General features: G+C 61.8%; 18 protein-coding genes. 14 read left to right on the forward strand and 4 right to left on the reverse strand.

The genetic code is table 11. The features are described 5' to 3' along the window. Nucleotides 1-36: 36 nt before the first annotated feature. From JAO77_RS17385 to JAO77_RS17425, 9 genes are all read left to right on the forward strand, one after another. Nucleotides 37-516: a hypothetical protein gene (locus tag JAO77_RS17385; RefSeq protein ID WP_198991675.1), complete on the forward strand. Its 480-nt coding sequence runs from the start codon at nucleotides 37-39 to the stop codon at nucleotides 514-516. 110 nt (nucleotides 517-626) lie between these two features. Continuing rightward, on the forward strand, nucleotides 627-2,150 hold the full coding sequence (locus JAO77_RS17390) for an HTTM domain-containing protein (protein WP_198991676.1): 1,524 nt from the start codon (nucleotides 627-629) through the stop codon (nucleotides 2,148-2,150). Between the two features lie 132 nt (nucleotides 2,151-2,282). Next, nucleotides 2,283-2,684, forward strand: a complete 402-nt coding sequence (locus JAO77_RS17395; RefSeq protein ID WP_198991677.1) for a hypothetical protein — start codon at nucleotides 2,283-2,285, stop codon at nucleotides 2,682-2,684. Between the two features lie 238 nt (nucleotides 2,685-2,922). Continuing rightward, on the forward strand, nucleotides 2,923-4,476 hold the full coding sequence (locus JAO77_RS17400; RefSeq protein ID WP_198991678.1) for an FAD-dependent oxidoreductase: 1,554 nt from the start codon (nucleotides 2,923-2,925) through the stop codon (nucleotides 4,474-4,476). A gap of 527 nt (nucleotides 4,477-5,003) precedes the next feature. Further along, nucleotides 5,004-5,576 (forward strand): hypothetical protein, encoded by a 573-nt coding sequence (locus JAO77_RS17405; RefSeq protein WP_198991679.1) that lies wholly within the window; start codon nucleotides 5,004-5,006, stop codon nucleotides 5,574-5,576. Nucleotides 5,577-5,884: 308 nt separating this feature from the next. Next, entirely contained in the window at nucleotides 5,885-6,754 is an 870-nt protein-coding gene (locus JAO77_RS17410) for a manganese catalase family protein (protein WP_198991680.1), read from the forward strand. Between the two features lie 120 nt (nucleotides 6,755-6,874). Then, nucleotides 6,875-7,909: a hypothetical protein gene (locus JAO77_RS17415; protein WP_198991681.1), complete on the forward strand. Its 1,035-nt coding sequence runs from the start codon at nucleotides 6,875-6,877 to the stop codon at nucleotides 7,907-7,909. A gap of 211 nt (nucleotides 7,910-8,120) precedes the next feature. Continuing rightward, on the forward strand, nucleotides 8,121-11,741 hold the full coding sequence (locus JAO77_RS17420; protein WP_198991682.1) for a DUF4394 domain-containing protein: 3,621 nt from the start codon (nucleotides 8,121-8,123) through the stop codon (nucleotides 11,739-11,741). 76 nt (nucleotides 11,742-11,817) lie between these two features. Continuing rightward, complete coding sequence (locus tag JAO77_RS17425; protein ID WP_198991683.1) at nucleotides 11,818-12,042, forward strand: PID-CTERM protein-sorting domain-containing protein; 225 nt, start codon at nucleotides 11,818-11,820, stop codon at nucleotides 12,040-12,042. Nucleotides 12,043-12,130: 88 nt separating this feature from the next. Here the strand turns inward: JAO77_RS17425 and JAO77_RS17430 are convergent, their stop codons facing one another. The 3 genes from JAO77_RS17430 to JAO77_RS17440 all read right to left on the reverse strand — a co-directional run bounded on the left by JAO77_RS17430 (nucleotide 12,131) and on the right by JAO77_RS17440 (nucleotide 18,961). Beyond that, complete coding sequence (locus JAO77_RS17430; protein WP_198991684.1) at nucleotides 12,131-14,155, reverse strand: RICIN domain-containing protein; 2,025 nt, start codon at nucleotides 14,153-14,155, stop codon at nucleotides 12,131-12,133. 202 nt (nucleotides 14,156-14,357) lie between these two features. Further along, the gene (locus JAO77_RS17435; protein WP_198991685.1) at nucleotides 14,358-15,656 is read right to left on the reverse strand and encodes an amidohydrolase family protein; all 1,299 of its coding nucleotides are present in this window, start codon (nucleotides 15,654-15,656) and stop codon (nucleotides 14,358-14,360) included. A gap of 143 nt (nucleotides 15,657-15,799) precedes the next feature. Next, nucleotides 15,800-18,961: an amidohydrolase family protein gene (locus tag JAO77_RS17440; RefSeq protein WP_198991686.1), complete on the reverse strand. Its 3,162-nt coding sequence runs from the start codon at nucleotides 18,959-18,961 to the stop codon at nucleotides 15,800-15,802. A gap of 152 nt (nucleotides 18,962-19,113) precedes the next feature. On the opposite strand from JAO77_RS17440, the gene JAO77_RS17445 reads away from it, so the two are divergent. Both JAO77_RS17445 and JAO77_RS17450 read left to right on the forward strand, forming a co-directional pair. Next, nucleotides 19,114-19,323 (forward strand): hypervirulence associated TUDOR domain-containing protein, encoded by a 210-nt coding sequence (locus JAO77_RS17445; RefSeq protein ID WP_198991687.1) that lies wholly within the window; start codon nucleotides 19,114-19,116, stop codon nucleotides 19,321-19,323. A gap of 37 nt (nucleotides 19,324-19,360) precedes the next feature. Further along, on the forward strand, nucleotides 19,361-19,642 hold the full coding sequence (locus JAO77_RS17450) for a hypothetical protein (RefSeq protein ID WP_198991688.1): 282 nt from the start codon (nucleotides 19,361-19,363) through the stop codon (nucleotides 19,640-19,642). A 211-nt stretch (nucleotides 19,643-19,853) separates the two neighbouring features. Here the strand turns inward: JAO77_RS17450 and JAO77_RS17455 are convergent, their stop codons facing one another. Beyond that, on the reverse strand, nucleotides 19,854-21,440 hold the full coding sequence (locus JAO77_RS17455) for an amino acid permease (protein WP_198991689.1): 1,587 nt from the start codon (nucleotides 21,438-21,440) through the stop codon (nucleotides 19,854-19,856). Between the two features lie 236 nt (nucleotides 21,441-21,676). On the opposite strand from JAO77_RS17455, the gene JAO77_RS17460 reads away from it, so the two are divergent. From JAO77_RS17460 to JAO77_RS17470, 3 genes are all read left to right on the forward strand, one after another. Beyond that, a complete protein-coding gene (locus JAO77_RS17460) occupies nucleotides 21,677-22,045 on the forward strand; it encodes a DUF4890 domain-containing protein (protein ID WP_198991690.1) in 369 nt (122 codons plus the stop codon). Nucleotides 22,046-22,244: 199 nt separating this feature from the next. Then, entirely contained in the window at nucleotides 22,245-22,667 is a 423-nt protein-coding gene (locus tag JAO77_RS17465) for a DUF4890 domain-containing protein (protein ID WP_198991691.1), read from the forward strand. A gap of 410 nt (nucleotides 22,668-23,077) precedes the next feature. Next, nucleotides 23,078-24,448 (forward strand): MBL fold metallo-hydrolase, encoded by a 1,371-nt coding sequence (locus JAO77_RS17470; protein WP_213019420.1) that lies wholly within the window; start codon nucleotides 23,078-23,080, stop codon nucleotides 24,446-24,448. Nucleotides 24,449-24,462 lie beyond the last annotated feature (14 nt).

Genomic DNA, 24,462 nt, shown 5'->3' on the forward strand with positions numbered 1-24,462 from the left:
GCTTTTTATCCTCACCCCTTCTCTTCTCCTGTTTCTATGAAAAAGAACGTTCTCTCGCCGCTACGCGCGGCGGCTTTTGTCCTGGGCCTAGGCCTGACAACTAGTGCAGCATTTGCCCAAACTACCACCGGCGGCACTACTGCCGGCTCTACTACGGGCACTACCTCAGGCACCACTGCTGGCAGCACCACCTCGGTGGGCACTACCAGCGGTTCTACTTCGGGCAGCATGGGCTCTACCTCGGGCAGCACCTCGGGTAGCATGGGCACTACCTCGGGCTCGATGGGTACCACCTCAGGCACCACGACCAGCTCGACGGGCACTACCTCGGGCACCACGGCTGGTTCTATGGGCAGCACCTCGGGTAGCACTACCTCGGGCAGAACGCGCCGCGATGCTAGGCGCACCAACAAGATGGGTAGCACCTCGGGCAGCAGTGGCAGCACCACGGCGGGCTCTACAGGTAGCACCAGCGGCAGCACTTCAGGCGCCAGCACCACTGGCTCGCCCCGCTAGCGCCACCATTTTTCCGTTACTTTTCGGCTGCAAGGCGAAAAAGCTGGCCAAGCAATTGGTCGCTTTTTCGCCTTGTTCAGTTTTACAGCTTGCCTTTGCGTACAACTCTTATGCATCAACTTTGGGCGGCCGTGCGGCAACCATTTGCGCTCGACCTGCGGGCGCTGGCTTTGCTACGCATGGGCATGGCGGCCATCCTCCTGCTCGACCTAGGCATCCGGAGCACCGACCTAGAGGCGCACTACGCCAACATGGGCGTGCTGCCCCTCACGGCGATGCTTACCTATACCTGGACGCCCTACCAGTTTTCGCTGCACGCCATTAGTGGGCTGTGGCAGGTGCAGGCGGTGCTATTTGGGGTGGCGGGGCTGGTAGCAGTGGCCCTGTTGCTGGGCTACCACACGCGGCTGGCCACGCTGGCCTCGTGGGTGCTGCTGGTGTCGCTGCAAAACCGCAATACCATGATTGGGCAGGGCGGCGACGACCTGCTGCGAATGCTCTTGTTTTGGGGAATTTTCCTGCCCTGGGGCCGGGTGTGGTCGTGGGATGCACGCACGGCCCCGCCGCCCGCCCGTTACGACTACGCTAGTGCAGCCACGGTGGCTTACATCGTGCAGCTGTCCTTGCTGTATTGGTGCACCGCCCTACTCAAGAGCGGCCCCGAGTGGACCCACGATGGCACGGCACTTTACTACGCCTTTAGCCTCGACCAACTGCTGCTGCCGGGCGGGCGCCTGCTCTACCACCACCCCGACTTGCTGCGATTTCTCACCTTCGCCACCTGGTATGTCGAGCTGCTACTGCCCCTGGCCTTGTTCATTCCGGTGGGGGTGCGCTGGTGGCGGCTGCTGGTGGTGTTTGTGCTGTTTGGCTTCCACTTGGGCATCAGCCTCACGCTGTTCGTGGGTTTGTTCTTCCTGATTAATATGGTGTCGGTGCTGGGGCTGCTGCCCGCAGTGGCCTTCGACTGGCTGACGCCCCGCCTGGCGCCCCACGCCGCGCGGGCCCGGCATTGGCGCACGCGCCTACCTAGGTGGCAGTCGCCGTGGCAGCTGCGCCTCGAGCGCACCCGCCCGGCGCAGCCCGGCCACCGCGCACTGTGGCGCAGCATGCGCGATGCAGTGGTCGTGAGCATGCTATTTTATGTGTGCTGGTGGAACCTCGACGACCTAAGTCACAAGCCGGGCCGCTGGATGTCAGACTCAACCCGCTGGTTTGGCTACCTGTTTCGCATCGACCAGCACTGGGGCATGTTTGCCCCCACCGTGTTCAAGGATGATGGCTGGTACGTGCTGGAAGGCACCACCAAAACGGGCCAGGTGCTCGACCTGAACCGGGGCGGCGCCCCTATCAGCTACGCCAAGCCGGCGTCTGTGGTGTCGTTGTTCAAAAATGACCGCTGGCGCAAGTACTCCGAGAATTACTTGTTTGTCAATAATAACTGGATGCGGCCTTACTACTGCAACTACCTGCTGCGCATCTGGCACGAAAACCCCAAGCACCCGCCCCTACGCCACCTCTCGGTGGTGTACATGAAGGAAATATCGCTGCCCAACTACCAGGTGCCCCCTGCCACGCGCGAAGTTCTCTGCGACTGCGAGCTCCCCCCGGCCGCGGCGCCGCCCGCGCCCTAGGTAGTCTGCCACCGGCAGCGCGAGCATTTAGGTATTTACCCCCCTAAAATAGGGGTATATCCCCCGCCTGTTTCACGTATAAGAAAGAGTGACAAGGACTTTCCTATCATTTCTCCTCATCCTCTCTTCACTATGAAACGCAATTGGCTTTCGCTTACCCTAGGGTTGGCACTATGCTCTTCGCTGGCGCTAGTTAGTGCCTGCAACGGCGACGACGACGACCCCACTCCTACCACCACTACTGCTGGCACCTCTACCAGCGGCGGCACTACGGGCACGACCAGCTCTACCACTGCTGGTGGTACTACAGGCACTACCTCTAGCACCACAGCAGGCGGCACCACGGGCACGACCTCTAGCACTACAGCAGGCGGCACTACAGGTACTACGGCAGGCGGCACCACGGGCACCACTTCGGGTACAACCGCAGGTGGCACTACGGGCACAACCTCTGGTACTACGGCGGGCGGTACTACTGGTACCACCAGTGGTGGTACCGGTGGCGGCACGGGCGGTAGCGGTGGCACCACCTAAAATCTGCTAGCCTATTTAAGCACTAAGCCAAGCCGTGCCCGAGGAGTGGGTGCGACTTGGCTTAGTGCTTAAATAGGCTATAGTTAAACCACCCGCAGGCTCTGTTTACTGGGCTTCGCTTAGGGGGCCGAATGGGCCTTTTACGGCTCAGGTAATAAAAAGCTCCTCCTTAACTCCACTCAAACCCGGGGCGTAAGTCGGGCTATGCCTTGCCTGGCTTTCACTCTGCTTTGCTCCTATGTCTGCTCCTCTCGACCCCACCCGCACCTCTGGCGCCACGCTACCTAGCTGGCTAGCCACTGCGCCCGCACCGCCCACTTTTGGGCCGCTGCGCGAAAACACGACGGCCGATGTCGTCATCATCGGGGCCGGCATTGCGGGCCTCACCACGGCCTATCTACTGGGCCAGGAGGGCAAGCAGGTAGTAGTGCTCGAAGACGGTGAAATTGCCAGCGGCGAAAGCGGCCGCACCACGGCCCACCTCTCCAACGCGCTCGACGACCGTTATACCACCCTCGAAAACCTCTTCGGGGCCAAAGGCGCCCGCCTGGCCGCCGAAAGCCACGGCGCGGCCATCGACCAAATCGAGAAAATAGTAGCCGCCGAGCAGCTGGCCTGCGATTTTCGCCGCCTCGACGGCTACCTTTTTCTACCCAAAAACGGCGACCCGCAGGAGCTGCACGAGGAGCTGGCGGCGGCCCACCGCGCCGGCCTCACGGGCGTAGAGTTTCTGCCCGATTCAGGCACCCTAGGCTTCGCCACGGGCCCGTGCCTGCGCTTTCCCGAGCAAGGGCAGTTTCATATTATGAAGTATTTGCATGGGCTGGCTCGCGCCATTGTGGGGCAGGGCGGGCGCATCTATACCCACACCCACGCCACGGAGGTTAGCGGCGGCAGCCCCGCCTGCGTGCGCACCACTGAGGGCTTCGAGGTGCGGGCCCAGGCCGCCGTGGTGGCCACCAACACGCCCTTCAACGACCGGGTGGTGATGCACACCAAGCAGGCACCCTACCGCACTTACGCCCTGGCCGGCCGGGTGCCCAAAGGCGCCATTGCCACGGCGCTGTATTGGGATACGCCCGACCCGTACCACTACATCCGGGTGCAGGAAATGGACCCGCCCGCCGACTACGACCTGCTGCTGGTGGGTGGCGAGGACCACGTGGTAGGCGAAGATGACCCCGCCGCCCGCTTGGCTTGCCTCGAAGACTGGGCCCGCACGCACTTCCCCCAAATCACGACTATCGAGTATAGCTGGTCGGGGCAGGTGATGGAGCCCGACGACAGCCTAGGATATGCCGGGCGCAACCCCCTGGACCGCGATAATGTGTACCTCATCAGCGGCGACTCGGGCCACAGCATGACCCACAGTACACTAGGCGCCATGCTGCTGCGCGACCTTATTCTGGAGCGCGCCAACCCCTGGGAAGACCTCTACGACCCCGGCCGCGTGACACTGGCCAAGGAGCCGCTGCAAGAATTTGTGAGCCACAACGCGGTGGTAGTGAAAGACTACGCCGAACTGCTGACGGGCGGCGACGTAGACTCGACCGCCGACATCGCGCCGGGTACCGGGGCTGTGTTGCGCCAGGGCCTCAGCAAAGTAGCTGTGTACAAAGACCCCGAGGGCCACACGCACACGTGCTCGGCCATTTGCCCGCACCTAGGGTGCGTGGTACACTGGAACGACCTCGAAACCAGTTGGGACTGCCCCTGCCACGGCTCGCGCTTCGATGCCTACGGCCACCTGCTCAACGGCCCCGCCAACGCCGACCTAGCACCCCACGAATAAGAGCGCGGCTGCGGCTGCCGCGCTATCTATTACGTAGGCCGACCCTAGGCGCTGCGAACGTGCATAAGATTCATTAGGTCGGCTTTCCCCTCTAAGCCCTTCACCGCTTCGGCGCCCTGGCTCGCCGAAGCGCTGGCGAAGCCGTGGCCACGCGTGGCAAGCCAAAATCTAAAAAGCAATTTACGCCCTTTAGCCCAGCCTACCGGATGCGCCCTAGGTTGCCTTTTGGGTTGCACCTGCCACGCAGACAATTGCCAGGGCGCCTGCCTGTGCAGCATGCGAGCCAGCAACCGCCGACACTTTATATAAGTATTATCGGCTGTATATAAGTTATTTACAGTGTTACTAGCTAAGCTATTTGCCTTAATAACGGGAATTTCTGAACGCATGGGAACTATCTGCCGTACACAGAACCAAGGCTATTTAGTCTAGGAATATCCCAAATTTTTATTCCCAAGTTTAGGATAAACTAGTCTTTACAGCTGATTTATTTCATCTTTTTTTCACCCCTTCTTTTCTTTTTCATCATGAAAAAAGCCTATTCGCGCCTCGCCATTCTGGTGCTTGCAGCCGCTTCGTTTAGCTCGTGCAGCCGCGCCAACTACACCAGCATGACGCCCCCGGCCGCTCCGGCCACTACCACCATCGCACAAGTACCGACTGCCGACATGTCGGCCGAAGTAGTAGCTACCAAGCCGCAGCCCGCCGATGCCGAAGTAGCGCTGGCCCCAGTTGTAGCCGCTGCTCCAGTAGCAGCCCCCGCCGCTCGCCCCACCGCCACGCCAGCTGCTGCCCCCGTTGCTAAGGCTCCCGCTTCAGTAGCCACCACAGAGGCCCCCGCCACCAAAGCCACCAAGCCCACGCTGGTGCAGCGCCTAGCTCTGAACAAAATCACGAAGCAGCTCAGCAAGATTGATAAGCGCCAAAAGGACACGGCTAGCACTACTGAGTCGGCAGCTCGCAGCGGTTCGCTCACCATCCTACTGGTGGGTCTGGTAGTACTGCTTATCGGTATCATCATCGGCTCGGGCCTGCTCAACACCATTGGTGCCATTCTGACGGTAGTAGGCCTCGTGCTGCTGCTGCTCAAGGCGCTGTAAGCAACCTAGTGCTTTATAAAAGCGCCCCCTTACCGCTGGTAAGGGGGCGCTTTTACTTTGTGAGCCCCGGCCTAGGCACCTAGGCGTAGCGGCGGCTGGTATGAGTTCATTGAGCCCAGCATCAAAGGTTGAGGCGGTTTGCCTTTTAGAAAGAAAAACTACTACGATACTCAGAAAATACGTATCTTAAAATTACGTATAAACTGCAGTGAAAAGGGGTATTTATGGGCCGGCACGCCCGAGCGTATCGCGTATAAAAAGATGCTAGCCAGCGCGTAGCTGTCAGCCTTTTACCTTTTCCCTATTCCATGTTTTACCACGATAAACGGACGCAGTACAAGGTGCGCGTCGAGAAGCCGAACCCTGCTTTTGCCCGCATGCTCCAGCAAGCCATCGGCGGCATCGAAGGCGAGATGCGTGTGTGTTTGCAATACCTCTTTCAGGCCTGGAATTCGCGTGGCCCGGTTAAGTACCGCGATATGTTGCTTGACACCGGCACCGAAGAAATTTCGCACATCGAGATGCTGGCTACGGCCGTGGCGCTCAACCTAGAAGGTGCCCCGCTATCGCTGCAGGAGGCAGCCATTAAGCAAGATGGCGTGGTGGGCGCCGTGCTGGGCGGCATGAACCCGCGCTCGTTTTTGTCGGCGGGCCTCGGGGCCATGGCTTTCGATGCCGAAGGCGTGCCGTTTAGTGGCGCCTACGTGGTAGGCAGCGGCAATATTGTGGCCGATATGTACACCAACGTGGCCGCCGAAAGCACGGGCCGCGCCCTGGCTACCCGCCTGTGGGAAATTACCGATGACCCGGGCATGAAAGACATGCTTAGCTTCATGATTGCGCGCGACACCATGCACCAGCAGCAGTGGCTGGCCGTGATAGAAGAGCTGGGCGGCTACAATGCGCTACCCATCCCTAACTCTTTCCCGCAAAGCAAGGAAAACCAAGAGTTTAGTTACGCCTTCATCAGCCCCAACATCGACGGCACCGGCACACCCTCGGGCCGCTGGACGGAGGGCCCCAGCCTCGACGGCAAGGGCGAGTTCCGGGTGCTGAAGGCTGAGCCCTACGGCGACGAGCCCAAGCTGGGCCCGCCCGTGCCCGAAGGCCACGCCCAGAAAGAGCAGATGACCATGACCGACAGCATCATCGGCAACATCAAGGATACCCTTAGCTAGCCCTAGGTAGCTTGCCAAGTACCCCTTAAGCCCGGCCACTCGGCCGGGCTTTTTTTGTAAACCTGGCACGGTCCGCAGTAGCTTGCGCCTCCACCTTTCCGCTTACCCAAGCCTTTGCCGATGGCCCCGCGGCCCGCTGCCCAGCCCTGGATTCGCTCGCCCCGCTACGATGGCTGGCTGATACTGGCCCCGCCCTTTGTGGCGCTGTTGGTAGTGCTGGCGCTGCCCGCACCCTTTCGCGAGTCGGCTGAGTTTCCGCTGCTGGCCTGGGTGGGCGTGGTGCTGCTCATCGACGTGGCCCACGTGTACGGCACGCTGTTTCAGACCTATTTCGACCCGCAGCAGCGGCGGCAGCGGCGCCGGCTGCTGGTGCTGGCGCCACTGGCCTGCTATGCGGGCGGTGTGGCCCTGCACGCGGCGGGCGCCCTGGTGTTTTGGCGAGCGCTGGCCTACCTGGCGGTGTTTCACTTCATCAGGCAGCAGTATGGGTTTTTGCGGCTTTATGCCCGGCACGAGGCCCCTAGGGGCCATTGGCTGAGCACGGCGCTCATTTATGCCGCCACGCTCTACCCGCTGCTCTACTGGCACTTATCGCCGCCGCGCAACTTCAACTGGTTTGTGGATGGCGACTTTGTGCAGCACAACTGGCCGCTGGGCCGGCGGCTGGCCACTGGCCTCTACCTAGGGCTGCTGCTGGTCTACCTAGGCCGCGAGGCCTGGCAGTATTACCGCACCCGCGTGCTGAATGTGCCGCGCAACCTGCTGCTGGGCGGCACCGCCCTAGCCTGGTACATGGGCATCGTCGTGTTCAACGGCGACCTGGCCTTCACGCTGCTCAATGTGGTGTCGCACGGTGTGCCCTACTTGGCGCTGGTGTGGAGCCGCCGCCCGGCTCAGGCCACGGGCCGCGGCTGGTGGGCCGGGCGCTACGGCTTACTGCTCTTCGGGAGCGCCATCGTGCTATTCGCTTTCCTAGAAGAAGGCCTCTGGGATGGGCTGGTATGGCGTGAGCACGGCACTGTGTTCAGCTGGTTTCAGCACCTACCCACCGTAGCCGAGCCCACGCTACTGATGTGGCTCGTGCCCCTGCTGGCCCTGCCCCAAAGCACGCACTACGTGCTCGATGGCTTTATCTGGCGCCGGCGAGCCTCCTAGGCTATTTAACTCTGCCTGAGCGCTTGGCACTCAGGATTAGCGTTACAAAAAAATAATATATTTTAATGGGTTTGTGGAAACCGAGCAGTCGGTTTTTCACGTAATTTTCATGCTGCAATTGGAGCCAAAGCAATTCCTTGCTGGCTCCAATTGATTCTTTTTATTTCACAGTTTTCGTCTTCTTATTACCCACCTTTTACCTTTTCCCTTCATGGAGTTACGCTTACGTCCGCTCGACGCGTCGCGGCGCCTTGGCCTGTTTGGCCTGGCCCTCGGCGTTAGCTTGCTGTCGGCCTCGGCCGCCTATGCCCAAACGCCTACCGTTTACGGCCTCGTTACGAACGTCAACGGCGGCGTTTCGCAGGGGCTCATTCAGATTAACCCAACTACTGGAGCCTCTATTACCAACATCGTCACCTACGCGCCACTTACTGGTGTAACGCTGGGCCAAACGCTGGTGGGCATGGACTATCGCCCCAATACTGGGCAGCTACTTGCCCTAGGGTATGACCCCCTCACGGCGGGAAACAATGCGCAACTCTATACTCTAGACCCCGCCACTAACGTGGCCACGGTTATTGGGTCGGCCATTCGGCTAGAGCTGGGCGGCAGCACCGACCGCATCGGGTTTGACTTCAACCCCACCGTCGACCGCATTAGGGTGGTGAGCACTAATGGCCGGAACCTCCGCCTCAATCCTAATAATGGAGCGCTTGTTCCTCCTGGCGACCCTAATATTAACTCGTCTACGACCCCGACCCCTACCATTGGCTCGGTGGCATACACCAACTCGTATGCGGGCAGCACAGCTACCACGTTGTACGACATCGACGAGACAGCCGGCGTTATTTATACCCAGAATCCGGCCAACGCTGGCACCCTCATCAACCCGGTGCCGCTGACATTCGACGGTTTTGGCATCGGCGCCAATTTGATAGCGCTCGATTTTGACATCTACTACAACGCGGCGGCCAACGCCGGCATGGGGGCCAACCAAGGCTTCCTAATGGAAGTTACTAGTCTGAGCCAGAGCAATTTCTACACCTTTGACCCCGCCACCGGCGTAGCTACGCGCCTAGGCAATACCATACCGCAGGGTACTGGCTTTACCGTGCGCGACATTGCGGTGGCTACTGCCCCGCTCACGCAGCCGACCTTGGTGGGGCAGCTGCTGTACGGCGTGGCGGGCGGCAATCTGATATCGTTTGATTCGGGTGCGCCGCGCAACATTCGCACGGCGGTGAACATTACGGGCTTGCAAGGTGCACAGGTGCTTGCGGGTATCGACTTCCGCCCGGCCACCAGCGAACTGTACGCGTTTGGCTACGATGCCGCCGCCCAGTCGGGGCAGCTTTACACGCTGAATACTTCGACGGGTGCCCTGGCGCCCGTGGGTGCCGCCCGGGCCTACCCCCTAGGTGCCAGTGCCGCCGCCATCGGGTTTGACTTCAACCCGACTGTGGACCGCATCCGCATCACATCGGCTACAACCCAAGCCAACCTACGGGCCAACCCATTCGACGGCACCTACCTCACCGATACGCCCCTGACTAACACAGGCACCGGGGTCACCCCAGCCCTGTCGGCTGTGGCTTATACCAATAACGACAACAACGCCGCCACCGGCACGCAGCTTTATGGCTACGACCAGAGCACAAACTTTTTGCTGCTGTCATCAAATGCCAATGCGGGCACCTACAACAACGTGGGCAACGGCTCGGGCATCACGGTAAATACGGCCAATGGCGTTGATTTTGACATCTTCTCTAACGTAAGCACCCCGGCTGCTCCTACCAATTTGGCCTTCCTGACGGCCACGCCCAGCAACGGCAGCTTCGACAACTTATACACGGTAGACCTAGGGGCCGGCACAGCTACGCTGGCCGACCGCATTGGTAATGGCAGCAACCTAAGCGGCGTGGCCGCCTTGCCAACCCCTGACCCAAACGCGGTAGTATGGACGGGCAACGTAAGCACCGACTGGGGCACGGCTGGCAACTGGAGCCCCGCACGGGTGCCAGCCGCTACCGATAACGTTTTTATTCCGTCCGGACGTCCCAACCAGCCCACTGTGAGCAATGCACAACAGGCCAACAACCTGTCCTTAAGCATTGGCACTACGCTAACCACAGCTACCGGCGGGGTGCTGTCGCTGAGCGGAAACTTTGCGAATAATAGTGGCTCTGTGGCCGGGGCGGGCTCGGGCGAGGTACGCTTCGTGGGCAGCGCCGCCCAAAGCATCGCGGGTACCGTATCGCGCTTTCAGAACCTGACGGTGGCTAACGCGGCCGGCGTAACGGCCGGCGGGCCGGTGCAGGTGGCACAAGTGCTGCGGACTACCAGTGGCAACCTCGCTGCGGGCGGCAACGTGACGCTGCTCTCGAACGCGGCGGGCACGGCCCTCATTGCCGAGACCGGCGGCCAGGTTACGGGCAACATTACGGTGCAGCGCTACATCGACTCCAGCCTCAACAGCGGCCTGGGCTACCGCCACTACGGCGCACCTGTGAGCGGCAGCACGGTCAACGACCTTGCCGCCAGCGGCTTCAGCCCCGTGGTGAACCCCGACTACAACTCCTCGGCTACGCCGGGCCAGGTTTCGCCCTTCCCTACCGTGTACAGCTACGACCAGGGCCGCATTGCCACAGTCGCTTCCAGCTACAGCGACTTTGACAAAGGCTGGGCTTCGCCGGCCGCCCTTACCGACGCCCTTGCCGTGGGCACGGGCTACTCGGTAAACCTGCCCGCCTCGGCGCTCGTCGACTTTGTGGGCACCGCCAACCGCGCCGCCGTTACGGTGTCGGCTAGCCGGGGCACCAGTGCCAGCGCTGGCTGGGCCCTGCTGGCCAATCCTTACCCCGCCCCGTTTGACCTGAGCCAGCAGCCGGCCTCCGAGCGCGCAGGCTTCGACGATGCGTCGTACATCTTCCAAAGCACCAGCCAATACGGCGGCCAGTACCGCGCCTACGTCAATGGCGTGGGCGGGGGCAATCCCATCTTGCCCGTGGGCCAAGGCTTCTTCAAGCGGGTAGCGGCGGCCGGTACCACTGGCTCGTTCACCTTCAACCCCAGCTACCGGGTGGCTACCTTCGATGCCACGCCCTTCCAGCGCACCACCGCCGACACGCGCCCGCTGGTGCACCTAGCGCTGCGCGGCGCCACCGGCACTGCCACCGACGAAACCTTTGTGTACTTCGAGCAGGGCGCCACTGCGGCCCTCGACCGCGTGTATGACGCCGTGAAGCTGCCCAACAGCAACGGCCTGAACCTGAGCACCAACACCGGCGCCGAGCAGTTGGCCATCAATGGCCTGCCCGCCCTAGGTACCGCCGAGGTGGTAGTGCCCATCGTGGCCAAAGTGTCGCAAGCTGGTACCTACCTGCTGAGCGCCCCCGCCCTCAACAACCTGCCGGCTGGCACCTTCGCCTACCTGCGCGACGCGCAGACCGGCACGCTTACCGACCTGGCCAGCCAGCCCACCCTGAGCCTGAGCCTAGTGGCCGGCGACAATGCCGGGCGCTTTGCGCTGGTGCTTGGGGGCGCCAAACCGCTGGCAGCCGCCCCGGCCCAGCTGGTGCAAGCCGTGGCAGTGTTCCCCAACCCCACCACGGGCAGCGTATCGGTGAGCTTGCCCGCCAGCCTGGCCAGCCAGCCCATTGCTACCTCGCTACTCAACAGCCTGGGCCAAACGGTGCGCCGCACCGTGCTGCCGGCCGGCGCAGCCACCGAGGCCCGCACGCTTTCGCTGAGCGGCATAGCCCCCGGCGTATATTCGCTGCGCCTCGAAACGGCCGATGGCATCATTGCCAAGCGCTTAGTTATTGCTGATTAACACTATCCGCGTGCTCCCTGGCTCAGCTTGGGCTGGGGAGCCCGAGGTATATTTTATTCATCTCCCTTTTGTTCTCATGCTTAAGTTTTCCTCTTCTTTGCGATTAATGGCAGTAGCTGGCTTGTTGCTGGCCGCCTCCGCACCCTCTTTCGGTCAAGAATCGGGGGGACCTACCCCTGACCCCACGACCACACCTACGCCCGACCCTACTGCCGTCCCGCTCGACGGGGGTGCTTCGCTGCTGGCAGCGGCCGGTATCGGCTTTGGCATTCGCAAGCTGCGCGCCCGCTTCCGGCGCTAGGCGGCCCCGCCTAGGTGCCACTAAAAAGCCCCGGCTGCCTGAAGCAGCCGGGGCTTTTTAGTGGCACCTAGGCCGTTTGGCAGGAGCGCTATTTCGTTATCACTAGCTCCACGCGGCGGTTGAGCTTGCGGGTTTCTTCGCGGTTATTGTCAAACTTGGGCTTGGTGCCGCCAAAGCCCACGGTAGTGACGCGGCTGGCGGCCACCCCGCGGCTCACCAGGTAGCGCTTGACCTCGGCTACGCGCTGCTCGCTCAGCACCTGGTTTTTATCGGCCGGGCCCACGTTGTCGGTGTGGCCTTCAAGCCGAATTTCAAGCTGTGGATTGTCATTCAATGACTTCGCCAACTCATTCAAGGTCAAGAAAGACGACCCTAGGAGCTTGGCCTGCCCCTGCGTAAAAATGATGGCCGGCAAGTCGAGGCGCGAGCCCACGGTGGCGGGCGTGAGGCGCGGCTCGTAGCGGCGCGACTCGCCAGCCCCAATCACGAGCGTGTCGATGCGCGTGAGCAGGCCGGCGGTGGTGGTCATGCGGTAGCGGCCGGGCACCAATGAGAGCTGAAAGCCCGAGGCGTCGGCCTGGGCCGTGCTCCGAAAGTCGATGGTGCTGCCCAGCAGCAGCGCCTGCACCTGGGCCCCGCCCGCGATGGGCTGGTTGGTGCGGGCATCGAGCACGCGGCCGGTTACGAGGGCCCTAGGTGCCTTCTCAGGGTCGATGGGCGCGGCTACCGAGTCGGTGGGCGGCGGGCCGGGCGGCGTGCGGCGCAGGTCGGCGGGCGCGGCGGGGTTCGCGCCCGAGGTGGCGTAGTAGGCCACGCCATCGGGGCCGAGGGCAAAGTAAGCGTCGAAGCCCGGCCCGTTGAAGCGCGGCCCTAGGTTCTCCACGGGGCTCCACTTGGTCCAGCTATCGTCGAGGCGCTGGCTCCGGAAGATGTCGGCCGAGCCGTAGCCCTGGTGCCCGTAGGAGCTGAAGTACAGCGTCTTGGTATCGGCCGATAGCCAGGGCGCAAACTCGTAGCCCGGCGAGTTGACGACCGCGCCCAGGCTCTGGGGCGCCGTGAAGCCGCCCGAGCCGTCGGGCCGGCTCAGGTAGAGGTCGTTGCCACCCTGCGCATCGTCGCGCTCCAAGGACAGCAAGAGAATTTTCTCATCCGGCGTCATGTAAAAGCCGGTGGCCACGTTGGTTGAGTAGTAGGTAGCAATGCGCAGCGGTGTCGGCCGGCCGTTACCACTGAGCGCTATCCGCGATACGCCCTCGTCTTTGAAGCCCGAAGACTCGTAGGTGCCGCGCACCAGCAGCGCTGGGCTGCTGGCCGGCCCCACAATGGCCTGCACCGCATTGTTGCGCGAGGTGTTGAGGCCGGGCGGCGAATCGAGGCGCGTGGCGGCGCCCCAGGTGCGGCCCTGGTCGGTGCTCTGGCTCAGCCAGATGTCACCACTTTCGGCCACGCCCTCGGTGTTGCCCGCAAACTTGGTACGATTGAAATACAAGCTTTTGCCATCGGCCGAGGGCACCGGCTGCAACTCGTTGCCGGTGGGCGTGCTAGCGGCCGCCAGCGGCTCGGGCGCCGCAAAATAGGGCGGGCCGGTAGCCAGCCGCAGTTGCAACTGAAACAGCCGCCACTGCTGGCTGGCGCGCCCCACAGCCTTGGCCGCCACCACGGCCGTGCCATTAAACTTATCGGACGACGCCAGGGTAGCTACGCGTCCATCAAAGCGGCTCTCGAGCTGGAATGACCCCGCCGGACCGGCTGGCACTAAGCGCCACTGCTGCCCTAGGGCACCGGTATAGGCCCGCTGCACCAGCGGCGTGGTGCCGCCGGCTGAGGCCGCGGGGGCAGCTTCCAGGGTCAGGCACTGGCCGCTGTGCTTGGCTTCGAGGCGGTAGTACTCGCCGCCTTCGCGGATGGGCACGAGGTGCCACTGCTGGCTGGGTGCGTGGGTAAACTCCCACTGCACGGCGGGCGCGCCGCCAGTGGTTGCGGCCCGCGCTATGTCGAGGCTGCGACCGCTGCCGCGGCAGATGATGCCGTAGAGCGCCCGGTCATCGGGCGAAATGGGCGTTTGGGCGGCGGCAGAAAGTGCTAGTAAACACAAGAAAAGTACACGAAGCATTCGGCAAAGGTCGGAAAGAAGGCGGTTATGGCATTTCGCTGCGCGCAACGATACGAGTAGTAGATGTTGAAGGAACGCCAAACCCCGCCTGTCATTGCAAGCGTAGCGAAGCAATCACACCCGAACTGGCTCCCTAGGTGCCACTCTGATGCGATTGCTTCGCTACGCTTGCAATGACAGATTGAACTTCTGCTTTACGCTTTTACTCGATGCCATACTTACCCCGAAACTTGCGGTCGAGGTAGGTTTGCTTACTCTCCAGGGCAATGCTGCGGCCGTCGATGTAGGCGGCCGTCACGGCGTTGGTACGCATGTCGAGCAAGTCGCCCTTGCTCACGACCAGCGTGGCCGACTTGCCATTTTCAAGGCTACCATAGTCTTTATCAATACCTAATATGCGGGCCGAGCTGAGCGTAATGGCTGTGAGCGCTTGCTCCTTAGTAAGCCCGTAGGTGACGGCCGTGCCAGCTATAAAAGCCAGGTTGCGGGCGCCCGAAGTTTCTTGCGAGCCCTGGTAATCGAGGCAGTAGCGCACGCCAGCGGCTTGCAGCTGGGCGGGCAGCTTATAGGGCTGGTCATAGTCGTCGCCATCGCGGCGGGGTAGCGCGTGCACGCGGCTCAGCACCACGGCCACGTCGTTTTGCTTGAGGAAATCGAGCACCATCCAGGCGTCGCGGGCGCCCACCAACGCCACTTTTTGCACCCCCAGGCGGCGGGCAAAGCGTACCGATTCTATCAACTCCTTGCCGTAGTCGGCGTGGATGTACAGCGTTTTAGTGCCATCAAACAAGCCGCCCATCGACGACAAGCGCAGGTTTTCGCGGCGTCCGGCGGGCTGCTTGCGGTAAGCAGACGCTTCGGAAAGCAGCGCTTCGAGGTCGCGCAGTTGGGTGGTGCGGGCCTCCTGGCGGCGGGTGAGGGCCGCGGCATCTTCGGCGGGGTTGAGGCGCACCACTTGTTGCGGCCAGGTCAGGTGCAGGCCATCGTCGGCTTTCACCAGGGCGTCTTGCCAGTTCCAGGCATCGAGCTGCACCACAGAGCTTTGGCCAGCTAGCAACCCACCGCGGGGGGTAGACTGCGCCAGCAGCACGCCATTGAGCCGCACCGTCGGTATCACGTCTGAGTCAGTATTGTAGGCAATCACACTGCGCACGTTGGGGTTCAGCGCGCCTACCTCCTGGTCGTCAACAGTAGCCCGGATAGACTCTACCTCACTGATACCTAGGGTGGTATTGGGCAGGATAAGGCCGGGGTACACGTGCTGGCCGCTCACGTCGCGCACGGTATAGCCGGCCGTTTGGGAGAAGCCGGCCCGCGGCCCGGCATACACCAACCGGCCTTTATCGAAGGCCACGGCGGCGTTTTCAATGACTTGGCCGGTGCCCGTGTGCAGCGTGCCACCTAGGAGCAGCACGGGCGTGGCCTGCGGCGCGGCCGGCGTGGGCACCTGCGCGTGGGCGGCGAAGGCGGTAAATAAAAAGGGTAGTAAAAGGCGACGCATAGTTTTATTTTCAAGAATTATACCTATCATGCAGCGCGCAGCGAAGCATCTTGCGTGGCGCAGTAACTTCTAACGTTTGTAGACGTCGGCGAGCGAGAGCTTCGCTGCGCTCTGCATGACTACCGTTGGTTTAGCAGGTACCTCTACTCCGCCACTTGGCCCAGCGTGTCGCAGTGCCACAGGCCCACCGTTTTAGCGGTGGCGGGCTGGGTAGCCACGCCGGCCTTGCGGGCACCCAACATAGCTTGCACCAGGCGCTGGCGCTCCTGCTGAATCTGCTGGCGCAGCTGCTGGTCTTGCTGAAGACTAAAATACTCGCGGCCATCCACGAAAGTGTACTCGGCTTTGGCGTAGATGCTCAGGGGGTTATCGGTCCAGAGTACCACATCGGCGTCTTTGCCTTCGCGCAGCGAGCCCATACGGTCGTCGAGGTGCAGCATGCGAGCCGGGTTGATGGTGACTAGCGCCAGGGCTTCGGTTTCGGAGAGGCCGCCGTACTTCACGCTCTTGGCGGCTTCCTGGTTAAGGCGGCGGCTCATTTCGGCATCGTCCGAGTTGATGGCCACGTTCAAACCCACGTGGTGCATGATGGCGGCATTGTACGGGATGGCATCGCGCACCTCGTTTTTGTAGGCCCACCAGTCCGAGAACGTGCTGGCGTTGGTACCGTGCGCCTTCATCTTATCGGCCACTTTATACCCTTCCAAGATGTGCGTAAAGGTATTGACCTTGAAGCCCATGCGGTCCGACACGTTGAGCAGCATGTTGATTTCGCTCTGCACGTAGCTGTGGCAGGTGATGTGGCGCGTGTCGTGCAAGATTTCAACTAGTGCGTCCAGCTCTAGGTCGCGGCGTGGTGCGTCGGTTTTGGCCTGCGCTTTCTTTGACATCTTATCATAGGCCTGCCAGCCCTTTTCGTACTCCTTGGCGCGGGTGAAGGCATCGACAAATACCTGCTCGACGCCCATGCGCGTTTGCGGGAAGCGCAGCACGTTGAGCTCCCCCCAATTGCTTTGCTTCACGTTCTCACCTAGGGCAAACTTGATGAAGCCCGGCGCGTTGGCAATCTTCATTTCCTGGCCGGTGGCGCCCCAGCGCATTTTTATCAGCGCCGACTGTCCGCCAATGGGGTTGGCCGAGCCGTGCAGCAGCTGCGCCGCTACCACGCCGCCCGCCAAGTCGCGATATACACCCACATCTTCAGGGTCAATTACATCGCCGATGCGCACCTCGCTGGTCACAGCCTGCGTACCCTCGTTCACGCCTTCCGAGATAGCCAGGTGCGAGTGCTCGTCAATGATGCCCGGCGTGAGGTGCTTGCCGGTGCCGTCGATGACGCGGGCGCCCGCCGGGGCGGCCAGGCTCTTCCCGATTTTCTGAATTTTGCCGCCGCTCAGCAGCACGTCGGTGCCTTCGAGCTTGCCGGCCTTCTCGCTGGTCCACACAGTGGCATTCTTGATGAGCACCGCCTCCAGCTTGGGCGCAGCTTTGAGACCATAGGCGCCCATGGGGTACGTAACCGGACCTAGGACCAGCGGCTTGGGCGCCTTGGCGGTGTCGAGGCGGGCCTGGCGGCTGGCCTCGTCAAGGCGGCGGGCGGTCCAGGTAATAGGGAGGCCTGGCGCGTTCAGGCCCTGGGCCAGCAGGCCATCACCGGCAAAGGTCTTAGTTTCGGCATTGTAGTAGCCGCTGAGGCGGGTGGCGCCCTCGTCGGTGGCTTTGTCGCCGGTCGCCGACCTAGGGGCCGCTTTGCCCTTCATCTTGTCCTTGGTGTTGTACACCAGCGTGGCCAGCTCGGCGCTTACGCTTATGGTGCCGCGCACGGTATCGCCAGCGGCGGGCACTAGGCGCAGCTCGGGCGCTTCGGGCTTACTGCCCTGAATGAGCAAGCGCATACCCGACCCTAGGCGAGCTTGGCTGTTCTTATCGGCCGTCAGTTGCAGCGCGTACACGCCGCGGTAGTCGGCGGGCAGGGTACTGAGCTGGTAGCGCTCACCCTGTACCCAGTTGTCGAGCAGCACGTTGTCTTCGGCTAGCAGTTGGCGCGAGCACACCAGGAAGTTGGCTTCGAGGCCGGGGCGTAGGCTACCTACTTGGTTTTGGGCGCGCAGCAGCCGGGCCGGCGTGTCGGTAAGGGCTCGTAGGATATCCTGCTCGCTAAGACCGTAGCGAGCGGCCTTGCGCAGGTTGGGCCAGAACTTGGTTTTGTCTTTGAGGTCGGCGGCCGTGAGGCAGAAGGCGATGCCTGCCTGCCGCAGCCGGGCCGCGTTGGCGGGCGCCTGCTCCCAGTGCTGCATGTCCTCCAGGGCAATGCGCTGGGCGTCGTAGATATCCTCGACCTGGTAAGCATCGGGAAAGTTGACGGGCACCACGAAGGTGGCGCCGGTGGTCTTTAGCTCGGGCAGGCGCTGGTACTCATCGCCTCGGCTCTTGATGATATACTGCACGCCGGTTTCGTCGCCCACGCGGTCGGCCCGTAGCGCTGACTGCTTGTCGCGCACCTCAAACAGGGCCGGCAGCGGGCGCTGCTGCATGAGGGCTTGCAACGAAAGGTTTTGCTCGCGGCGCGGGTTGCGGGCATTCCACTCGGCATCGAGGTAGCTTTGGCGCAGCAGTGCAATGCTGCCCATGAGCGAGCCCGGATAGTCTTGCGGCGACGAACCCTTATCGAACGACAGCGCGCTGGCCGCTTTATCGAGCAGTATCACCTCGTTTTCCTTGCGGCCGGTATTCAGGCTCACTAGGGCCGCCGTGCCGCGCATGATGCCGTCGGGCTGCTGCGTGAGCACCGCCCCGAAGCCCAGCTTGCGGTAGGCCGCGGCCTGCTCGGCGTTGGTTTTGAATAGCTCGGCGGCGTTCACCTCGGGGTGAATGGCCTGGTTCCAGTCGTAGGCGCCGGCCTTTTGCGACTCAAACTGCGGGCCCGCGTCGCGGCGGCCGCGGCGCTCGGGCGCCTTCACTTCGGGCACGCCGTAGCTCGTGAAGATGTCCACTAAGCCAGGGTAGATGTACTGGCCCGTCAGGTCTTGCACCACCGCACCGGCCGGAATCTTAACCGTGGCACTCGGCCCTACTGCCACCACCTTGCCCTCTTTGATGAGCAGCGTAGCATCTGTCAGCTTGGTTTGGTAGTCGGTCTGGATGGTGGCGTGCGTAAACGCGTAGAGGCCGGGGCGCTGGTCATACACCCCATTGCGCGGGTAGGTGCCGGGCTGGGCCCAGCTTGGTAGGGTCGCCCCTAGGCCCAGCAAAGCCAGCACCAGCACGCGCCGGCGCAAACCAAAAGTACCATTCTTAGTAAGCATGCAATCGATAGCGTTTAAGCTTAAGTTTTTCTTGAAAAAGCAACGAAATGCCCGGCGCCAAATGTAGCGGCTACCGCGCACGAACCGTCTAAAACCAGTAATTTTTTAGTGCGTTTAAGGAGGTATTTTCTAGACCTCTTCTCCCCTCCCCCATGCGCAAAGGCACCAAAGTCAGTTGGAAATACGGCACCGGTACGGCCACCGGCAAAATAGAGTCCGTCCACAAAGAGTCCATTACGCGCAAGCTCAAGGGCCACGACATTACCCGCAATGGCACTGACGACGACCCGGCCCTCGTCATTGTGCAAGACAATGGCGACAAAGTAATAAAGCTGCAAAGCGAGGTTAAAACTGCGACCTAGGTATCTTTAGGGTCATAGCAGTAAGCTGTTGCCCTTTATGAACCACTTTTACGCGGTGCAGTACCAGGCGCACCCGCCCCTGGTACGGGGCACGGTGCTGCGCCCGCTCTCGGTAGCCGAGTTTACTGAGGCCTGCGAACTGCTGCTGGCCGAAGCCCAGGCGCACCACTGCCCCTACTGGCTGCTCGATGGCCGGGCCGACGAAAACACGCGCCCCTTGAATATGTACGAGTGGCTGGGAGAAGACTTTTTGCCACGCGTGCACCGAGCTTTAGGTTCGGTACCCTGCTTGGCCTTCCTCGCCCGGCCCGAGTTTTAGCAGGCGCTGCAAGCGCAGGGCTACGCCAATGACACGCCGACCCTACGGCCAGCCGTGTTTCGGGCGGGCTGGTTTACCGACGAGCCAACGGCCCTAGCTTGGCTTAATCAGCTGCGGCCGGCCGCCTAGGTGCCCGGTAGCGCGCTTACACACAAAAAGCCCCGCCAACGATAGTTAGCGGGGCTTTTTAGGTACCTAGGCGGAGCAGCTACTAGTAATTGCTACCCTCTGAGCCGGGCTTGATGAAGGCTTCCTCATCCATCTCGGTGGGCACTACCACAATGCCTTTTTGCAGCATCGAGTTGCGCTTGCCGTAGAGGAAGTACACGAAGAAGCCGAGTAGCATCCAGCCGAACGCCACTTTCAACGTGAACGAATCGAGGCCCACAATCAGCAGCGTGCAGACTACCGCGCCCATGATGGGCACGAGCGGGAAGCTCGGCGTGGAGAGCGGCGCGCGGAAGGGGCGCGGCTGCGCGGGGTCTGACTTGCGCATAATCCAAACGCCAATGCTCACCAGCACGAAGGCCAGCAGCGTGCCAAACGAGGTGAGGTCGCCGGCCAGCGAGCCGGGTACGAAGGCCGCGAACAAGCCCACAAACACCATCAGCATGAGGTTAGACTTGTAGGGCGTGTTGAACTTGGGGTGCAGTTCCGAGAAAGCTTTGGGCATCAGGCCATCCTTAGCCATCGAGAAGAACACGCGGCTCTGGCCCATGAGCATTACCAGGATAACCGAGGTAAAGCCAAGCAGAATACCCAGCGTAACGGCCGTAGCCAGCCAGCCATAGCCGGGCATGTGCGCCCGAATGGCGTAGGCTACCGAAGCCTCGCCGCCCAACGCCGGGTCAGCAAATTCGCGCCAGTTGGCTACGCCCGTCAGCACGTGCCCAAACAGGATGTAGAGTACGGTGCAGATAGCCAGCGACCCTAGGATACCGATGGGCATATCGCGCTTGGGGTTCTTGGCTTCCTGTGCGGCCGTGCTCACGGCGTCAAAGCCGATAAAGGCGAAGAACACGATGCCCGCACCGCCGATAATACCCCCTAGGCCATGCTTGAAGAAGCCTTCGTAGGTGCGAACCACTTCGCCCGCAGCGTTTTTCACCACGGCATCGGCCGGAATGAGGTAGGGCGCGTGGTTGGTGGGGTTGATGAATTGCCAGCCTACTGCGATGAATACCACCACAATGAGGGTTTTGAGCACCACGATAACGGCGTTGAACAAGGCCGATTCTTGCGTGCCCTTTACCAGCAGCAAGCTCAGCATCACGATGATGAGCAAGGCGGGCAGGTTGATAACCCCATGCTGCGTAACGCCATTGATAACGGCACTTTCGAAGGGCGAATGGCTGAGATTATACGGTATACTGGTGCCAAAGACCTCCAAGAGCTTGTTCAGGTATTCGCTCCAGGCAATGGACACGGTGGCCGCCCCTAGGGCGTATTCCATAACGAGTGCCCAGCCAATAACCCAAGCCACAAACTCGCCCATAGTAGTGTAGGCGTAAGTGTAGGCCGAGCCAGCAATCGGAATCATGGCAGCAAACTCGGCGTAGCACAGCCCGGCAAACACGCAGCCAAATGCCGCTAAGATGAAGGCCAGCGTTACGCCCGGGCCCGAGGCCTGGGCTGCTGCCGCGGCCGTGCGCACAAACAGGCCCGCCCCAATAATGGCGCCCACGCCCAGGGCCACGAGGTTGCCCGCGCCCAGCGTGCGCTTGAGCGCGCCGTGCCCGGTCGAGTTAGCTTCGCCCAGAAGCTGGGCAAGCGGTTTTTTAGCAAAAATACTCGGCATGAAGTAGAGGTTTGGGAGAGGGGATACTAATAGTGGGGTAATAGTGCGTTGATGTGGGGAACACCCCGGCGGGCCGAAAATACGCGAAACTTTGCGACCAGCCGCGCTCCGGCTTTGGCCGACCATTTGCATGAGGAAGGCCAGCGCAGGCAAAGCTGCTAGTCGCTCTTCTTTTTTAAGCTGCACACCAAGCCAGCCCGAGCTTATTTTTGTCTCATAGTTTTCCCTTATATCATATGAAAAAGTCCTTTATTATTCTCGCTTTAGCAAGCTTAGTGGCGGCTAGCGCCCACGCCCAAACTCCAGCCCCCACGGCCGCCATGCAGGCAGCCGTGAATAGCCAAACCCAGCGCCTAGCCCAGGAGCTGAGCCTCTCGCCCGAGCAGCAGACCCGCCTGCGTAAAGTATTGCTACTCACGCGCCAGCACATGGATGCCGACCGCACCGCTCACCAAGGCGACCCCGCCGGCTTGCAAGCCGCCATGGCCTTCGACCGCGCCAAGTCCGACGAGCTAATTCGGGGCGTGCTCACGCCCGCGCAGTACGCCCGCTATCAGCAAAACAAGGCAGCCCGCATCAGCCAGCTGCACGCCGTGGCACACTAGCGTTACGCACGTCTCTATTTTTAGAAGGCCCTTTCCCGTTTCTGGAAAGGGCCTTTTTGCAACCTAGCCAGTGCTTAGCCCACTCTTGGCAGCGGCGGGCCAGCGGCCGCGGCACTGAGCAGGGCACTTAAACCTTACGCCAGCACCAGGCTCTAAACCCCGAAGCCCGGCCGTCTTGGCTTTCCCTACCTTCTATTTTATGATTAAGACCCTCGCCCTCGTGGCCGCCCTAGGTCTCGCCTCGGCGGCCGCTCATGCCCAAACCGCACCTGCCGCGCAGCCCCCGCTCAACAACCTGACTGGCGACCGCACCCCCGAGCAGCAAGCCCAGGCGCAAGCGGGACGCCTGGCCAAAGAGCTGGGCCTCAGCCCTGAGCAGCAAACCCAGTTGCAACAGCTGCTGACCACGCAGCGCCAAGATATGCAAACTGCCATTCAGCAGGCGGGCAACAACCGGCGCGCCATGGGCCAGGCCATGCGCGCCGGCCGCGACAAATTTGACGGCCAGCTCAAAACGGTGCTCACCCCCGCCCAGTACACCAAATACCAACAGCTGATGGCCCAGCGCCGCGAAATGATGCGCGAGCGCCGCCAGGGCACGGCAACCGGCGACCTCGATTAACTAGCTGTTACCCAATCTTTACTCGGCCCGCCCTGAACCGTTATAAAAGTTTGGCCCGCTCCTTGCACTCTGCCTAATACTTCCGCACCTACCTAGGGGCGGGCCCGGCTTTTCTCACCTCTTTTTCTGCTTAGGTCCTTCTTTGAAGGCCTTCTCTGCAACTGTTACCTAGGGCACCGTGGGTACCAGCTACCCGCCCAACGCTACTCTTCTTTCACACTTTTTGTACAAAGCCCCGGCCAGTCGGCCGGGGCTTTATGCGTACTGGCCACTGGGCTAGGCCAGGAAGTAGGACGCAAGCGGGCTGGACTTTGCACGTTTTTTTTGCGTCATTACTTATATTTGACATATCTACCTACCTTGGCAGTCGGTGGTTCAGCTAGTTAGCTGGTCGGCTGCCTTTCGCCCCAATGCCCCTCCCCAGTAGTAGCACCCCCGCGGTGCAAATTCAGCAGTTTTACGATAAAGGCCTGGCTCATGCGTCTTACGCCGTACGCGCCGGCCGCCAAATGGCCGTCATCGACCCCGGCCGCGACCCCCAGCCCTACTACGATTTTGCCGACGAGCACGACGCCGAAATCATTGCGGTGATTGAAACCCACCCGCACGCCGACTTCGTGAGCAGCCACCTCGAAATAGCGCGCGAAACCGACGCCACCATCTATTGCAGTAAGCTGGCGGAGGTTACCTACCCCCACAAAAACTTCGACGACGGCGACCGCCTCAAGCTCGGCACCATCGAGCTGCACGCCCTCAACACCCCCGGCCACTCGCCCGATAGCATCAGCATCTTGCTGATGGACGAGGCCGCCCAAACTCGCGCCGTCTTTACCGGCGATACCCTATTCGTAGGCGACGTAGGCCGCCCCGATTTGCGCGAAGACCAGGCCGTAGGCGGCCACACCCGCGAGGAGTTGGCGGCCCAGCTCTACCGCAGCACCCGCCAAAAGCTGATGGCCCTGCCCGGCACCACCCGCGTGTACCCGGCCCACGGCCCCGGCTCGCTCTGCGGTAAAACCACCAGCCCCGACCTCGATAGCACCATTGCCAAGGAGCTGGCCACCAACTACGCCCTGCAACCTATGTCGGAGCAGGAGTTCATCAAGGTGCTGCTCGAAGACCAGCCGTTCATCCCGAAGTACTTCGGCCACGACGTGCAGCTCAACAAGCGGGGCGCGCCCAACTTTGAAGACAGCATCCGGGCCGTGCCGCGCCCCAACTCGGCCGCTGCCCTAGAGCCCAGCGTATTAGTTATTGACACGCGCCCAGCCGCCAAGTTCCGGGCCGGGCACCTGCCAGGCGCTATCAACCTGATGGATGGTGGCAAGTTTGAAACCTGGCTGGGTTCGGTAGTGGGCCCCGCCGAAAAGTTTTACCTGCTAGCCGATACCCAGATTCAGCTCGACGCCGTGATGCGCAAGGCAGCTAAGATTGGCTACGAGGGCAACATCAAGGGGGCGCTGCTGGCGCCGCCGCACATGCCCGTTACCAGCCCAGAGGTGGACCTAGGTGCCGTGCAGGCGCAGCCCGAGCAGTTTACGATAGTGGACATCCGCAATCGCACCGAGGCGCAGACGCCCCTTTTTGCCGATGCCCTGCTGATACCATTGCCCGAGTTGCGCGAGCGCGTGGGCGAAATACCAGCCGACAAGCCCGTGCTGGTGCACTGCGCGGGCGGCTACCGCTCGGCGGCCGGCGCCAGCATCGTCCAGGCGGCGCTGCCGCACACGTCGGTGTTCGACCTCGGCGAGGCCGTGCTAACCTTCGTGCCAGCCACCTAGGGCCTGCTACGCAG

The sequence above is a fragment of the Hymenobacter sp. BT559 genome, from assembly GCF_016427535.1.
Lineage (GTDB): Bacteria > Bacteroidota > Bacteroidia > Cytophagales > Hymenobacteraceae > Hymenobacter.

Bases quoted from the DNA above. Each gene is read 5' to 3' on its own strand.
- JAO77_RS17455 (WP_198991689.1), bottom strand. From the start codon at position 21,440: ATGCCGAGTATTTTTGCTAAAAAACCGCTTGCCCAGCTTCTGGGCGAA.
- JAO77_RS17430 (WP_198991684.1), bottom strand. From the start codon at position 14,155: ATGCTTCGTGTACTTTTCTTGTGTTTACTAGCACTTTCTGCCGCCGCC.
- JAO77_RS17450 (WP_198991688.1), top strand. From the start codon at position 19,361: ATGAACCACTTTTACGCGGTGCAGTACCAGGCGCACCCGCCCCTGGTA.
- JAO77_RS17400 (WP_198991678.1), top strand. From the start codon at position 2,923: ATGTCTGCTCCTCTCGACCCCACCCGCACCTCTGGCGCCACGCTACCT.
- JAO77_RS17385 (WP_198991675.1), top strand. From the start codon at position 37: ATGAAAAAGAACGTTCTCTCGCCGCTACGCGCGGCGGCTTTTGTCCTG.
- JAO77_RS17395 (WP_198991677.1), top strand. From the start codon at position 2,283: ATGAAACGCAATTGGCTTTCGCTTACCCTAGGGTTGGCACTATGCTCT.
- JAO77_RS17390 (WP_198991676.1), top strand. From the start codon at position 627: ATGCATCAACTTTGGGCGGCCGTGCGGCAACCATTTGCGCTCGACCTG.
- JAO77_RS17470 (WP_213019420.1), top strand. From the start codon at position 23,078: ATGCCCCTCCCCAGTAGTAGCACCCCCGCGGTGCAAATTCAGCAGTTT.
- JAO77_RS17445 (WP_198991687.1), top strand. From the start codon at position 19,114: ATGCGCAAAGGCACCAAAGTCAGTTGGAAATACGGCACCGGTACGGCC.
- JAO77_RS17420 (WP_198991682.1), top strand. From the start codon at position 8,121: ATGGAGTTACGCTTACGTCCGCTCGACGCGTCGCGGCGCCTTGGCCTG.
- JAO77_RS17405 (WP_198991679.1), top strand. From the start codon at position 5,004: ATGAAAAAAGCCTATTCGCGCCTCGCCATTCTGGTGCTTGCAGCCGCT.
- JAO77_RS17415 (WP_198991681.1), top strand. From the start codon at position 6,875: ATGGCCCCGCGGCCCGCTGCCCAGCCCTGGATTCGCTCGCCCCGCTAC.
- JAO77_RS17460 (WP_198991690.1), top strand. From the start codon at position 21,677: ATGAAAAAGTCCTTTATTATTCTCGCTTTAGCAAGCTTAGTGGCGGCT.
- JAO77_RS17440 (WP_198991686.1), bottom strand. From the start codon at position 18,961: ATGCTTACTAAGAATGGTACTTTTGGTTTGCGCCGGCGCGTGCTGGTG.
- JAO77_RS17410 (WP_198991680.1), top strand. From the start codon at position 5,885: ATGTTTTACCACGATAAACGGACGCAGTACAAGGTGCGCGTCGAGAAG.
- JAO77_RS17435 (WP_198991685.1), bottom strand. From the start codon at position 15,656: ATGCGTCGCCTTTTACTACCCTTTTTATTTACCGCCTTCGCCGCCCAC.
- JAO77_RS17425 (WP_198991683.1), top strand. From the start codon at position 11,818: ATGCTTAAGTTTTCCTCTTCTTTGCGATTAATGGCAGTAGCTGGCTTG.
- JAO77_RS17465 (WP_198991691.1), top strand. From the start codon at position 22,245: ATGATTAAGACCCTCGCCCTCGTGGCCGCCCTAGGTCTCGCCTCGGCG.